Source organism: Aquabacterium sp. NJ1, from assembly GCF_000768065.1.
In the GTDB taxonomy this organism is placed as follows: domain Bacteria; phylum Pseudomonadota; class Gammaproteobacteria; order Burkholderiales; family Burkholderiaceae_C; genus Aquabacterium.
The window spans coordinates 1-13,364 of the sequence record NZ_JRKM01000001.1 but is presented as its reverse complement, the minus strand read 5'-3'; the positions used below and the strand labels follow the sequence as shown (position 1 = coordinate 13,364).

12 protein-coding genes are annotated in these 13,364 nt (G+C 61.6%); 6 read left to right on the top strand and 6 right to left on the bottom strand.

Features of this window, described 5'->3' with window-relative positions:
- Positions 1–14 precede the first annotated feature (14 nt).
- Positions 15–1,487 (bottom strand): IMP dehydrogenase, encoded by a 1,473-nt coding sequence (gene guaB, locus JY96_RS00065; RefSeq protein WP_035033884.1) that lies wholly within the window; start codon positions 1,485–1,487, stop codon positions 15–17.
- A 130-nt stretch (positions 1,488–1,617) separates the two neighbouring features.
- Between guaB and JY96_RS00060 the strand changes: the two genes are divergently transcribed.
- Entirely contained in the window at positions 1,618–2,148 is a 531-nt protein-coding gene (locus tag JY96_RS00060) for a DUF4124 domain-containing protein (RefSeq protein ID WP_052161978.1), read from the top strand.
- Positions 2,149–2,168: 20 nt separating this feature from the next.
- On the opposite strand, the gene JY96_RS00055 is transcribed toward JY96_RS00060, so the two are convergent.
- Positions 2,169–2,525, bottom strand: a complete 357-nt coding sequence (locus JY96_RS00055; RefSeq protein ID WP_035033882.1) for an RnfH family protein — start codon at positions 2,523–2,525, stop codon at positions 2,169–2,171.
- Positions 2,512–2,991 carry a type II toxin-antitoxin system RatA family toxin gene (locus tag JY96_RS00050; protein WP_035033879.1) on the bottom strand — a complete coding sequence of 160 codons (480 nt, stop codon included), beginning with the start codon at positions 2,989–2,991 and terminating at the stop codon, positions 2,512–2,514. The genes JY96_RS00055 and JY96_RS00050 overlap by 14 nt, the downstream gene beginning before the upstream one ends.
- Before the next feature lie 46 nt (positions 2,992–3,037).
- On the opposite strand from JY96_RS00050, the gene smpB reads away from it, so the two are divergent.
- From smpB to JY96_RS00030, 3 genes are all read left to right on the top strand, one after another.
- Entirely contained in the window at positions 3,038–3,502 is a 465-nt protein-coding gene (smpB, locus tag JY96_RS00045) for an SsrA-binding protein SmpB (RefSeq protein ID WP_052161977.1), read from the top strand.
- Positions 3,503–3,814: 312 nt separating this feature from the next.
- Complete coding sequence (locus JY96_RS21820; RefSeq protein ID WP_052161976.1) at positions 3,815–4,879, top strand: AraC family transcriptional regulator; 1,065 nt, start codon at positions 3,815–3,817, stop codon at positions 4,877–4,879.
- Between the two features lie 11 nt (positions 4,880–4,890).
- Positions 4,891–5,793 carry a metal-dependent hydrolase gene (locus JY96_RS00030; RefSeq protein ID WP_035033872.1) on the top strand — a complete coding sequence of 301 codons (903 nt, stop codon included), beginning with the start codon at positions 4,891–4,893 and terminating at the stop codon, positions 5,791–5,793.
- 63 nt (positions 5,794–5,856) lie between these two features.
- On the opposite strand, the gene JY96_RS00025 is transcribed toward JY96_RS00030, so the two are convergent.
- The 3 genes from JY96_RS00025 to JY96_RS00015 all read right to left on the bottom strand — a co-directional run bounded on the left by JY96_RS00025 (position 5,857) and on the right by JY96_RS00015 (position 9,659).
- Positions 5,857–7,056: a PLP-dependent transferase gene (locus tag JY96_RS00025; protein ID WP_035033870.1), complete on the bottom strand. Its 1,200-nt coding sequence runs from the start codon at positions 7,054–7,056 to the stop codon at positions 5,857–5,859.
- Positions 7,057–7,129: 73 nt separating this feature from the next.
- A complete protein-coding gene (gene rimO / locus JY96_RS00020) occupies positions 7,130–8,551 on the bottom strand; it encodes a 30S ribosomal protein S12 methylthiotransferase RimO (protein ID WP_052161974.1) in 1,422 nt (473 codons plus the stop codon).
- A gap of 103 nt (positions 8,552–8,654) precedes the next feature.
- Complete coding sequence (locus JY96_RS00015; RefSeq protein WP_035033868.1) at positions 8,655–9,659, bottom strand: integron integrase; 1,005 nt, start codon at positions 9,657–9,659, stop codon at positions 8,655–8,657.
- A 214-nt stretch (positions 9,660–9,873) separates the two neighbouring features.
- Here JY96_RS00015 and JY96_RS21815 point away from each other — a divergent pair, with 214 nt between their 5' ends.
- Positions 9,874–10,470, top strand: coding sequence for an MltR family transcriptional regulator (locus JY96_RS21815; RefSeq protein WP_052161973.1), 597 nt, complete (start codon positions 9,874–9,876; stop codon positions 10,468–10,470).
- A 144-nt stretch (positions 10,471–10,614) separates the two neighbouring features.
- Positions 10,615–10,890, top strand: a complete 276-nt coding sequence (locus JY96_RS00005; RefSeq protein WP_035033866.1) for a hypothetical protein — start codon at positions 10,615–10,617, stop codon at positions 10,888–10,890.
- Positions 10,891–13,364: the final 2,474 nt, after the last annotated feature.

Here is a 13,364-nt window from a genome sequence, read left to right as displayed (position 1 = left end):
ATTACATCAACTACTCACTCCATGCGGTAGTTGGGTGCTTCCTTGGTGATTTGCACGTCGTGGACGTGGCTTTCGCGGATACCGGCAGCCGTGATCTCGACGAACTCGGCGCGGTTCTTCATGTCCTCGATGGTGCCGCAACCACAGTAGCCCATGGAGGCGCGCAGGCCACCGGCCATCTGGTACAGGATGGTGACGACCGAGCCCTTGTAAGGCACGCGACCTTCAATGCCCTCGGGCACGAGCTTGTCGGCATTCGGGTTGGTCGTTTCGTCGTTTTCCTGGAAGTAGCGGTCAGCGGAGCCGTCCTTCATGGCGCCGATCGAGCCCATGCCGCGGTAGCTCTTGTAGCTGCGGCCCTGGAACAAGATGACTTCGCCTGGTGCCTCTTCGGTACCGGCGAACATGCCGCCCATCATCACGGTGCTGGCACCTGCGGCGATGGCCTTGGCGATGTCGCCCGAGTAGCGGATCCCGCCGTCGGCGATCAGGGGCACGCCCGTGCCTTGCAGCGCGGTGGCCACGTTGTCGATGGCCATGATCTGGGGGACGCCCACACCGGCCACGATACGCGTCGTGCAGATGGAGCCAGGGCCGATACCGACCTTGACGCCGTCGGCACCAGCTTCGACCAGGGCCAGCGCGGCCGCGCCGGTGGCGATGTTGCCGCCGATCACGTCCACTTGCGGGAAGTTCTTCTTGACCCAGCGCACGCGCTCGATCACGCCGTGGCTGTGGCCGTGGGCGGTGTCCACCACCAGGGCGTCCACGCCGGCCTTGACCAGCAGCTCGACACGCTCTTCGGTGCCCTCGCCCACGCCAACGGCGGCGCCTACGCGCAGCTTGCCGTGTGCATCACGGGCGGCGTTGGGGAAGGTGTTCTGCTTGGTGATGTCCTTGACGGTGAACACGCCACGCAGTTCCCACGAGTCGGTGACCATCAGCACGCGCTCGAGCTTGTGCTTGTGCATCAAGGCCTTGGCTTCGTTCTGGCTGGCGCCGTCCTTGACGGTGATCAGGCGTTCGCGCGGCGTCATGATGTCGCGCACCGGGATGTCCGTGCGGGTTTCGAAGCGCAGGTCGCGGCCGGTCACGATGCCGACCACCTTGCCTTCGTCCACCACCGGGAAGCCGGAGATCCCGTGCTGGCGTGACAGCTCGATCACGTCCCGGACTTTGACGCCCGAGGAAATCGTGATGGGGTCACGCAACACGCCGGATTCGTAGCGTTTGACACGCGCGACTTCGGCGGCCTGTTGCTTGGCCGTGAGGTTTTTGTGAACAATCCCGATACCGCCTTCCTGGGCGATCGCGATCGCCAGGCGGGCTTCCGTCACCGTATCCATGGCGGCGGATACCAGTGGCAGATTCAATTGGATGTTGCGAGACAGACGGGTGGCCAGCGAAGTGTCGCGGGGCAACACTTGAGAGTACGCGGGCACCAACAACACGTCATCAAACGTGAGGGCTTTACCAAGCAGGCGCATGAACAGGGCTCCAGACGCAAAAGCGGATTATACGCAGAGTCAGCACTTTTCCGGCAGCGGGAAAACTGACAGGCTGAATACGCTCATTTCCGGGGGATACGCCAGCGGGTGTCCGGATAAACTGCGCCACATGAAAAAAGTGCGCGCCTCATCATCCGTCCTGCCCGCCTTGCTGATGGCTGGCTTGCTTGTGCTCGGTTCGTCGGCCCAGGCTGGCATGCAGTGGAAATGGCGCGACGCCAGCGGCGCCATTCAATACAGCGACCGCCCGCCACCCGCTGGCACGCCTGACAAGGACATCCTGACTCGCCCAGCTGCATCCGCTCGAGCGGCCGCCAGGGCTGCGGAAGCGGCTTCGGCCGCCAGCGCGGCAGCAACGCCTGCAGCGGCCGCCGCCTCCAAGGCCGACCCGGAACTCGAAGCCCGTCGCAAGAAGGCGGAAGAGGAAAAGGCTGCCAAACAGAAGGCCGAGGACGAGAAGATCGCCAAGCAAAAGGCGGACAACTGCCAGCGTGCCCGCAGCTACCAGCGCACCTTGGCCGACGGCATCCGCATCGTGCGCACCAATCAAAAGGGCGAGCGCGAGTTCCTGGATGACAAGGCCCGCGCCGAAGAAACCCAGCGCAACGAAGAGGCCATCGCCGCAAACTGCGGCAAGTGAGCTGGTCAGGCCTGGCTTGATCAGGTCTTCGGGGAGCGGTGGATGCCCCTGGGTAACTTCTCCCCTTGTGCGCGGTAGCGCACGCGCCGCGCCTCTTTCGGGTCCACTTTCAGTTGCCTGACAAGTTCGACCCGGTCCTGATCCCGCAGGACATGGCCGGGGCGTTCCTTGCGCCCCCATACACCGACGGTCCACTCACCTGACTCGATGGCCTGCAGGGTCAAGGTGTCATCCATAGACCAGATGTCGGCCGCGAACAAGGCATCCCGCACCGTGCTGCCTGCCGGCAAGCTCAGGCGAACAAGGTGCACGCGACGGGGCGCCAGGCCCAGCGCCACCTCCACATGCAAGGTCACACCAGCTTCAGCGGGGGCCATGCACCTGCTCCGCACGTTTGACGAAGGCCTCGACAAAAGTATTGGCGATGCGGTCGAACACCGGGCTGATCACCAGCGACAATGCACGGCTTGAAAACGCATAGCTGAGGTCGAACTCGACCTTGCAGGCAGGCGAATCAGCTGGATCAGCCGAGGCGTCAACAGGCTGCCCAGGCTTTTGCAGTGGGGTGAAGCGCCAGGTGCCTTCCAGTTTCGAGAACGGGCCATCGACCAGGCGCATGCTCACGCTCGCGCCAGGCTGATTGACATTGCGCGTGGTGAAAGCCTGATGCACACCGGCAAACGCGATGTGAACGCGTGCGGTGACACCGTCGTCGTGGGTCTCGACAACCTCGGCGCGGTCGCACCAGGGCAGGAACTGGGGGTAGGCTTGAACGTCGGTCACCAGCCCATACATTTCACGGGGGGAGTACCAAAGCAAGACGGACTTGTGGACGTGCTTCATAGAATGTCGGTATTTTAAAGACGTCGGCGACGTGCCGCGCCCAAACATGTCCATCGCAGAGAACAGAAAAGCCCATTTCAACTACCACATTGAAGAACGCTTCGAGGCGGGTGTGGTGCTGGAAGGCTGGGAAGTGAAAGCCATCCGCGAAGGGCAAGTGCAGATGACCGATGGTTATGTGGTTGTCAAGGATGGCGAGGTGTTCCTGATCGGCTTGCGCATCAACGCCTTGCGATCGGCCTCCACCCACGTCAAGCCCGAGGCGGACCGCACCAAGAAGCTGCTGATGCACAAGGAGCAGATCCGCCGCTTGATCGGCAAGACGGAGCAAAAGGGCTACACCATCGTGCCCTTGAACCTGCACTGGAAAGGTGGCCGGGTCAAGGCTGACATCGCCCTGGCCAAGGGCAAGGCCGAACACGACAAGCGCAACACCATCAAGGACCGCGACTGGGAACGTGAAAAGGGCCGACTGATGAGACACAAAGTCTCATCCAGTCCGAAGGACTGAAGGAGCGCAGCGACGCTGGCCCTTTCGGTAAAAGGGCCGGCCTGAGTGGGTTGCTCAGGCCATTGACTTGGCGCGGATCATCCTGCTGGACATCCCCTGAAGGTATGACAGGCTGATCGAGCACGGCGGTGAGTTTCCCTGCACGCCATGCCATGGCTTCTCGCTCTCCAGCATGGGGCAGTCCATGACAAGCCCAGAGAGCGGTGCCCCCCATTGGTCTGATGGCATTTTACGTCTGCTTGTCGCAAACGACCCCCTATCTGTCGCGCAGGGTGCTGGTCGCGACAGTCCGGCATGCCTACAGTCAGACACATGCTTGACACGTCCCGCACCACCTCGCTCACCAGCGCCCCGCTGCCCAGTGCCGCGGGTGGCGAGCTCGTTCCCTTCGTGGCCGCCAACGCCTGGATCAAGGCCGCCATGCATTGCCGCTTCAACATCGACCCCCTGTTCAGCGCCGCGGGCGTCAACCTCAACGCCAGCAACGTGGCGATGGTTCGCAAAAGCGCCCTGGTCAGGCTGATGCAGCAGTGTGTGGAGCAGGCGGCACCGAATTTCCATTTCCCGCTGGTCATGGGCGAGCACTTTGCCTTTGACCACATGCCCGCGCTGGAAACCTTTCTGGCGACCAGCCCGACCTTGCGCCACGCCTTGCCGGCCTTGCAGTGGGCGGGCATGACCATGCCCAACCTCTCGTTGCACGTCGAGGAGCACGGCGCCAGTTCTGCGCTGGTGCTGGAGGTCGATACGCCCCTGGTCGACGCGACCTCGCGTGGTTACTTCGTCGAAGCGATCTTCGCCGCGATCAGCAAGATCGTGCGTCTCGCCCTGGGGCAAACCAATCTCATTCACCACATCGAGATGCGGCACCAACCCCACCCGCGCTTTCAGGCCATGACCGCAGGGTTCCCGGCGCCGATTCGCACCTTGCAAGGCCGCGATGCCGCCGTGTTTGCCACCAGGCTGCTGGACATGCCCCTGCCCGGTGCTTCACCCGGCCTGCACCAGCGCGCGCAGGAGCTGGTGCGCCAACAACTGCCCCTTGCTGAAGAAAAGCTCGACAAGCAACTGGAGCGCGCCTTCCGCCAGCAACCGGCCCTGCTGGGCCAGGGGTTGGATCGCATGGCCGATAGGCTCGGGCTGCACCCACGCACTCTGCAGCGCCGGCTGCGCGAAGAGGGCCAACAGTTCACCGACATCCAGACCCAATGCCGCCTCGACATGGCGCGCACCGGTCTGTTGACCGCGCAATGTGACATCGAGTCACTCAGCGCCCAACTGGGCTTTGCCGACCGCCATAGCTTCACCCGCGCTTTCAAGCGCTGGACCGGCTTGTCGCCCAGCGCATGGCGACGTCAGCAACAGTCCTCAAACTGAGGAGTTATCACATGAATACCCAGACGACCCAGACGAAGACGGATACGCTGGACCACGCCCCCATCGTTCCCCGCGAGAACCTGGACTTTGGTCTCGACGGCGACATCCCCAAATACTGGATGGCCAACGACGCGTTCAAGACGCGTTTCTTTGACGCGATGTCGACCCTGTTCCCCATGGGCGAGAAGTTCTTCATCACCAGCGTGAGAGAGTTTCGTGACGGCGTGACCTCGCCCAAGCTGCAGCAGGAAGTGAAGGACTTCATTCGACAGGAAGCACAGCACACGCTGATCCACCGGCAGTTCAATGACCGGCTCAAGGCCCAGGGCGTGGACATCGATGACATCAACAAGCAGCTCGAAACGATGTTCTTCGTCGAGGCGCCCAAGATGACGACGCCCACCCAGCGCCTGGCTGCGACGGCCGCGCTGGAGCACCTCACCTCGATGATGTGCACCTGCTTCTTCGAGCGCCGGGAGTTGCTTGAAGCCAGTGACCCGCGGGTGCGTGCCATGTACGCCTGGCATGCCATCGAAGAAGTCGAGCACAAGGCCGTGGCCTTTGACGTGCTCACCCAGGTGGCCAAGGCGGGGTACTTTCGACGCAGCATGGCCATGCTGGCCATCACCTTCGGCTTCCCTCTGACGGTGGCCCGCATCATGAACCACATGTTCAAGGTGGACGGTTTCAGCTTGTGGCAGCGCACCAAGCTCTGGGCCCGTGGCCTGTGGTGGTTCTACAAGCCGGGCGGCCTGTTCATCCCCACGATCGGCTACTACCTGGCCTACTATAAGCCGGGCTTCCATCCCTGGAAGGTCAAGGAAATGCCCAGCTACGGCACCTGGCTGAAGGTGTTCGAGCGCACCGGCGACCCGATTGCGGCAGGCAATGCCTTGCACGCGGCCGGGCAGTAGTCGGCCAGGGGATCGGGCCGTGAGTTGGGCTGAGGACTGCTGAACCGCGGCCTGGTTGATGCGTCAGGCCAGCGCGCTCAGTGCCTGCTCCAGATCGGCCAGCAGATCGCTGACCTCTTCCAAGCCGATGGCAAAGCGCACCAGCGTGCCGTCGGCTTGCCCGGCCAGCTCGCCAAACTGCCTCATGCCTCTCAAGCCATAGGGCACCACGAGGCTCATCGGACCACCCCATGAGTAACCGATCTTGAACAGCCGGAGCGCGTCCACGAACGCGTCAACACGCTCAGGGCTGTAGCGAGCGCCGTCGAACACCACCGATACCAAGCCACCTGCCGCCTTGCACAACTGCGCCCAATGCGCATGGCCTGGAGAAGCCGGCAAGGCTGGGTGCAACACCCGTGACACTTCCGGCCGCGTGCTCAGCCACTGCGCGATCTGCCTGGTGGCCGCGTCGTGGGCGGCATAACGCAGCGGCAAGCTGGGCAAACCTCGCAATACCAACTCGGCATCATTTGCACCGACGCCCAGGCCCAACCGCATGTGCGTCATCTTCATCTGCAGATGCAGGTGCTCGTCACGCGTGGTGACCGAGCCCATCAACACGTCGCCACCACCCGAGGGGTATTTGGTCAGGGCGTGCACCGAGATGTCCACCCCGCGCGAGCCCCCCTTGTCGGGCAAGTCCAGGTCAAACGCATCAAACGCAAGCCCTGCGCCCCAGGTGTTGTCCAGCGCCGTCACCAGCTTTGGGTGCGCGCGGGCCACATTCAGCAAGCCCAACAGATCGGGGAACTCCAAGGTCACCGATCCGGCGGCCTCCAGCCACAGCAGGCGCGTGCGCTCGGTGATCATCCCGGCCAGCGCGGTGGCATCCATCGGGTCATAGAAGCGGTGGCTGATGCCCCATTGCGCCAATTCGCCCCGTGCGAAGTCCTTGTTGGGCGCATACGCGTTGTCGGGGATCAGCACGTCGTCGCCCGCGCGCAAACAGGCCATGTTGACCAGCGCCAGCGCCGACAGACCAGATGGTGCCAGCAAGGTCTGCAAACCGCCTTCCAGCGTGGCCAGCCGCTCTTCGAGGACGAAGGTGGTGGGCGTGCCATGCAGGCCGTAGGTGTAGCCGCTCTTGTCCTTCCACTGCCGCGTCTTGAGGGCCGCCGTGTTCTCGAAGATCACGGTGGAGGCCTTGTGCACGCCAGGCACCACGGCCTGGAAGCCGCCCGGGGCCTGGTAAGGGTGGTGAATCAGCTTGGTGGCGTCCACTGGGGCGGGCTTCCTTGGTGTGCTTGGGCGCTGGGGTGAGCGTGTAGGCGTGCGTACGTACGGACCTGATCGATCAGATCGGCAAGGCAATCAGATCATGGCCCTCGACGGCCACGATGCGCGCCTTGGTGAACTCCCCCACCTTGAGCGTCTTGCTGGCCTTCTCGGGCGGCAGCAGGCGCACGGTGCCATCGATCTCGGGCGCATCGGCATAGCTGCGGCCCACGCCGCCCTTGCGGCCCAGGGCCGGCGCGCTGTCAACCAGCACCTGCATGGTGGCGCCCACACGGCGCTGCAGCTTGGCGATCGACACCTGCTCGGCCACCGCCATGAAACGCGCGCGGCGCGCCTCGCGAACTTCGTCAGGCAAGGCGCCTTCCAGCTCATTGGCCGGCGCGCCCTCGATGGGTGAATACGCAAAGCAGCCGGCACGGTCGATCTCGGCTTCCTTGAGGAAGTCCAGCAGGTATTCGAACTCTTCTTCCGTCTCGCCAGGGAAGCCGGCGATGAAGGTCGAGCGCACCACGATCTCAGGACACATCTCGCGCCAGCGGCGCAGGCGGTCGAGGTTCTTCTCGCCATTGGCCGGGCGCTTCATGCGCTTGAGCACATCGGGGTGCGCGTGCTGGAAGGGCACGTCCAGGTAGGGCAGCACCAGACCCTGGGCCATCAGCGGGATGATGTCATCGACATGCGGATAGGGATAGACATAGTGCAGGCGCACCCAGGCGCCATGCTCCTGTGCCATGGTGCCCAGCTGCTCGACCAGGTCGTACATGCGTGTCTTGACCGGCTTGCCGTCCCAGAAGCCGGTGCGGTACTTCACGTCCACTCCGTAGGCGCTGGTGTCCTGGCTGATCACCAGCAACTCCTTGACACCGGACTCGAACAAGGCCTTGGCTTCCGTCAGCACCTCGCCGATCGGGCGCGACACCAGGTCACCCCGCATGCTGGGGATGATGCAGAAGCTGCAGCGGTGGTTGCAGCCTTCGCTGATCTTGAGGTAGGCGAAATGCCTGGGCGTGAGCTTGATGCCCGCCACACCACGCGCTTCGGGCACCAGGTCAATGAACGGGTCATGCGGCTTGGGCACGTGGATGTGCACGGCGTCCATCACCTCTTGCGTGGCGTGGGGGCCCGTGACGGCCAGCACCTTGGGGTGCACTTCCTTGATCAGGTTGCCACCGTCCACGCCGGATTTGGCGCCCAGGCAGCCCGTGACGATCACCTTGCCGTTTTCGGCCAGGGCCTCGCCGATGGTGTCCAGGCTTTCCTTGACCGCGTCATCGATGAAGCCGCAGGTGTTGACGATCACCAGATCCGCGCCATTGAAGGTCTTGCTGGTTTCGTAGCCTTCGGCACGCAATTGCGTGAGGATCAACTCCGAATCGGTCAGCGCCTTGGGGCAACCGAGGGAGACGAAGCCGATTTTGGGGGCTTGGGCGGGTGCCGCGGGCGCGCCACCGGTGGGAATCTGGGTCTGTTCTGCACTCATGGGGCGACATTGTCCGGCAAATTGCCATGCACGGGCGCGCCTGGGGGCAAGCCGAGCCCGGAAACCAGGGGGTGTTGCCCATTATTTCTGCTCAGCAGCATCGTCACAGCACATCCAGCGGGCTCTGCACGCCACCGCCGCCGACCTTGAGCACATGCGTGTAGATCATGGTGGTGCTGACATCCGCGTGCCCCAGCAATTCCTGCACCGTGCGGATGTCATAGCGTGCCTGCAGCAGGTGGGTCGCGAACGAATGCCGCAGCGTGTGTGGCGTGGCGGGCTTGGCGAGTTGCGCCAGACCCACGGCCTTCTTGAACGCGCGCTGAAAGGTCTTGTCCAGCACGTGGTGGCGCCGCTCTACGCCGGCGCGCGGGCAAACCGAGAGTTCTTCCGAAGGAAACAACCATTGCCAGCCCCAGGTCTGTCCCAATCTCGGATTTTTGGCCTCCAGCGCAGTGGGCAACCAGACGCCCGCGCGCTCGGCCGCGCGGTCTTGCTCCCACAACATGCGGGACCGGGCGATCTGTGCCCGCAGCGCCTCAGCCAGGCGATCGGGCAGCATGACGGTGCGATCCTTGCCGCCCTTGCCATCCCGTACCACGATGGCCCCGTGGCCGAAGTCGACATCCTTGATGCGCAGGCGCAAACCCTCCATCAAGCGCATGCCTGTGCCGTACAGCAACTGCCCGATCAGGCGATGACGGCTGTCCAGGGCCGAAAGCACCTGGGCCACCTCCGTGCCGGTCAACACGACGGGCAATTTGGGGCCCGACTTGGGCCGCCCGATGTTCATCAGCCACGGCACGTCCTGCCCCAGCACCTTGCTGTATAGAAAAATCAGCGCCGAGAGCGCCTGCTTGTGCGTTGACGACGCCACATGACGCTCATTGGCCAGGTGCGCCAGAAACGCCTCGACCTGCGGCAGGCCCAACTCCCGAGGATGGCGCTTGCCATGAAAGTGGATGAAGGCCCGCACCCAGTAGACATAGGCATCCTCGGTCCTCAAGCTGTAATGCAGATACCGCACTCGTTCGCGCACCTGATCCAGCAAGCGCTGCGAGTGCAACTGAGGCAAAGGCGAAGCGGTGTCGCCGAACGTGTGTCGCATAACCCTGATGTTCTGTATTTTTATACAGGCATCATAAACAGATATGTCTGTAGGCGCAAGTCCACTTTTTGTAGGATGACGCGTCGCGTAACTTGGCGGATAGACTCCCACTTGTATGCCCCGAACCCGTGATCGATTGGGACTGGGGTGTCGTCTACATCGCGTTAGGCCTCACCCAACACCGCACGATACCAAGCGCAAACACAATTAATCGATGAACGAAGAAATCAACAAATTCTTTAAGAAGCAGCTCGACGACTTCGTAGCCTTTCGAAAAGCGCTCACCGACGAATCCGATCGAGGATGCGCCTTGTTTGCTGCGGCCTTCCTAGATAAAGCGCTATCTGACTTGTTGTATCTATCCCTTGTCGCCAACAAAAAAATAGAGAGCGATCTTTTCGATGGAAATGCACCACTTGCGTCGTTCTCAGCAAGAATAAAAATGGCCTTCTATCTTGGAAAAATATCCAAGGAGTGCAGAGCAGATCTGGATACCATACGTTCCATAAGAAATAAGTTCGCCCACCACGCAGAAATAATATCTTTCGATGACAAGGCTATAGCCGACCAATGCAAGAGCCTAAGATTCTCGTATCAAGAGAACAAGCATCGTGCAAGAGGGCACTTTACTGCAGCCGTTAGTGGATTGCTTGCAGCCATTCAAAAGGCGGCGATTGAAACAGTAGGCCCGGAACACAAGCCAGACGATAGCCCCACCAAAGAAGAGAAGGCCGCCATGCGCGAAAAGGCAAAGAACGCAGTTGAGCGCGTAACAAAACGGCCAAATGGGGAGCAGGCCACTGATGCCTAACAGGTCGGTCAAGCGGACGCCAACAAAGCCCATGGCTTCGCCATTTTCATGGGCTTTGTTGGTGCCCTCCACTCGCTGCGCTCCTTCCGGCGCCGCTTACCTTTGGCGTTAGGCCACTCCTGAACATCATCTCTGGAAGCTTTCATGACACCAGCAGTAAAGACTGCCGCAATAACTGGCGCAATCGCTATCGCAGCATTTGCTCTCAATCCATCCGCTGAACGGCACCGAAACCAGATCAAGGAGTCCATTGCAGAACGCAGTCCATTGGCCGGTCTGTTGGGCGTAGGGGCGTTGACTGCTTTTTCCAGCAACTATCATTCGCTGGGCGTAGCGTCCTACACGAGCATCAACAACAAGACCGTCTCCGTGGGCTTGCTGGGTATGGTGTTTGTTATCGACTCGCACAAGGACTTTTGAACTTCAGCGCCCCGACGCTGCCACAACTTCTGTGGGCATTCGAACCTAATGGAGTTGCCGTGAACTTGTATCACCGCGCACCTAGCCACAAGCCTAACTGGGCGGTCAAGCGGACGCCAACAAGGGCCATGGCTTCGCCATTGTCCTGGCCCCTGTTGGTGCCCTTCAGTCGCTGCGCTCCTTGCGGCGCCGCTTACCTTGGGCGTTAGGCCTTCGTTTTTTGGCACTGCGTTTGGGCAAGGCTGCATTCATGTCATGCCATCTGAACATCAATAGCCATCGATGTTTTGCGCGAGAGCACTGAGGCACACCACGGCCTTTTCCTCTGCCGTTCACGCATCTGTTCGCGTCTTCAGGTTTGGCGCTTTAATCGCCTCCAGGTCCGCCACCGGGCGCGCCGCACAGTCTCAATCTGGCTGTCTGTCCTTTCGGCAGCCTGCTCACCAATCAGCTGGGCCAACGTGCCTCAGATCATCGCCTTGTGGGCCGCCCGTCCTGCGGCGGGCAGCGCGTGAAAACCGCATTGCCGAGGTCCTGGTGCATCAGGCAAAATCCCCGTAAATCAAATCAAGGGAGCGAGGCCATGCCACGGCCAAGCATCATCGCCAAACCTCACAAGTCTTGCTTGTTCTCGCCCGCCTTGGCATCTGCTACCAGCCTAACTGGGCGGTCAAGCGGACACCAACAAGGGCCAAGGCTTCGCCATTGTCTTGGCCCTTGTTGGCACCCTCCGCACCTTCGGTGCTCCGGTGCCGCTTACCTTGGGCGTTATGCCCCAGCTTGCTTCATGCATAGAACTTGGCTGTCAGCACCTCATGCGCACCTCAACCTTGCCGGCGCGAAGTCCTGATCATGCATATGGCTGAGCGTCTATTCCCGGCCGTGTCCTTTGCCTTCCATCGCCTCATCGCAGGACTCGCACAGTCACACGACCACGGCCTCTTTCCTGGTACTTCGCGCCGGGCATTGCCTTCGCTTCAAAGCGCTGTCGCTAGTGCCTCTCCAAGGCCAAGCGCACCAAATGGTCCTGGCTTCGCGCTCACCAGTCTGGCTTCGTTTAAGCTCGCTGGCATAACTGGTCGGTCAAGCGGACGCCAATACAGGCCATGCCTTCGGCATTCTCATGGCCTGTATTGGTGCCCTGCGCACCTTCGGTGCTCCGGCGCCGCTTACCTCTGGCGTTAGGCCCCACTTTTTGACGCTGCATCTTGGCAAGGCTGCTTCATGTCATGCCACGTGAACATCAATATTCATCTATGTTTCGCGCGAGAGCACTGATGCATGCCACGGCCTTTCTCTCTGCCGCTCTCACATCTGTTCGCATCTTCAGGTTTGGCGCTTCACTGCCCTCAAGTTCCGCCACGTGGCGCAGCGCAAAGTCTCAATCTGGCCGTCTGTCCTACGGCAGCCTGCTCGCCGGCCAGCAACGCCAAAGTGCCACATGTCATCGCCAAATGGTTACCTGTCCTGCGGCAGGCAATGGTGATGATGAGCCACGCAATCTCTCCACATGCCGCCGCCAAGCTGGCCGCCCGTCCTTCGGCGGTCAGCGCGGAGAAACCTCATGGCTACAGCCATCCAGCATCAGGCAGAATCTCTGGAAATCAAATCAAGGGAGCGGCCATGCACAGGCCAAGCATCATTAAGCGCAGCCAGGTTCTCGCGGCCTCAACGCCCTCTCCTACGCGCCCCAGCCTAACTGGGCGGTCAAGCGGACACCAACAAGGGCCAAGGCTTCGCCATTGTCTTGGCCCTTGTTGGTGCCCTGCGCACCTTCGGTGCTCCGGTGCCGCTTACCTTGGGCGTTAGGCCTTCGGTTTTTGGCACTGCGTTTAGGCAAGGCTGCATTTATGTCATACCACCTGAACATCAATAGCCATCGGTGTTTTGCGCGAGAGCACTGATGCGTGCCACGGCCTTTCTCTCTGCCGCTCCCACATCTGTCCGCGTCTTCAGGTTTGGCACTTTACTGCCCTCAAGTTCCGCCACGTGGCGCAGCGCAAAGTCTCAATCTGGCTGTCTGTCCTACGGCAGCCTGCTGGCCGCTCAGTAGCGCCAAAATGCCACTCGCCATCGCTTTGTGGCTGGCCGTCCTGCGGCGGCCAGTGCGGTGTTGAGTGCGCTGGCAAGCCAACGTACAACAGCCCGCAGCCGTGGCTTTCGCCACCACTGCCTGGCGCTCGAAATCAGCGTGTCCATATCGCTTCGGTGACGCCGTCACCACCATGGTGTGCCGCCCTCGCCCTAAGTCATTCGGTTCAGTGCAAAATGCAGCAACAACAAACATCCAAGGGAGCGCGGCAATGGCAATGCCAAGCAAGATCAAAGCATGTCAGGTTTGCGTGTTCTCAACGCTCTCTCCTGCGCGCCCCAGCCTAACTGGTCGTTCAACGCGGACGCCACTACAGGCCAGGGCCTGTAGCGGTACCCTCCGCGCTTCGCGCTACGGCGCCGGTTAACTTTGGCGTTAGGCC

Bases quoted from the DNA above. Each gene is read 5' to 3' on its own strand.
- guaB (WP_035033884.1), bottom strand. From the start codon at position 1,487: ATGCGCCTGCTTGGTAAAGCCCTCACGTTTGATGACGTGTTGTTGGTG.
- JY96_RS00060 (WP_052161978.1), top strand. From the start codon at position 1,618: ATGAAAAAAGTGCGCGCCTCATCATCCGTCCTGCCCGCCTTGCTGATG.
- JY96_RS00055 (WP_035033882.1), bottom strand. From the start codon at position 2,525: ATGGCCCCCGCTGAAGCTGGTGTGACCTTGCATGTGGAGGTGGCGCTG.
- JY96_RS00050 (WP_035033879.1), bottom strand. From the start codon at position 2,991: ATGAAGCACGTCCACAAGTCCGTCTTGCTTTGGTACTCCCCCCGTGAA.
- smpB (WP_052161977.1), top strand. From the start codon at position 3,038: ATGTCCATCGCAGAGAACAGAAAAGCCCATTTCAACTACCACATTGAA.
- JY96_RS21820 (WP_052161976.1), top strand. From the start codon at position 3,815: ATGCTTGACACGTCCCGCACCACCTCGCTCACCAGCGCCCCGCTGCCC.
- JY96_RS00030 (WP_035033872.1), top strand. From the start codon at position 4,891: ATGAATACCCAGACGACCCAGACGAAGACGGATACGCTGGACCACGCC.
- rimO (WP_052161974.1), bottom strand. From the start codon at position 8,551: ATGAGTGCAGAACAGACCCAGATTCCCACCGGTGGCGCGCCCGCGGCA.
- JY96_RS00015 (WP_035033868.1), bottom strand. From the start codon at position 9,659: ATGCGACACACGTTCGGCGACACCGCTTCGCCTTTGCCTCAGTTGCAC.
- JY96_RS21815 (WP_052161973.1), top strand. From the start codon at position 9,874: ATGAACGAAGAAATCAACAAATTCTTTAAGAAGCAGCTCGACGACTTC.
- JY96_RS00005 (WP_035033866.1), top strand. From the start codon at position 10,615: ATGACACCAGCAGTAAAGACTGCCGCAATAACTGGCGCAATCGCTATC.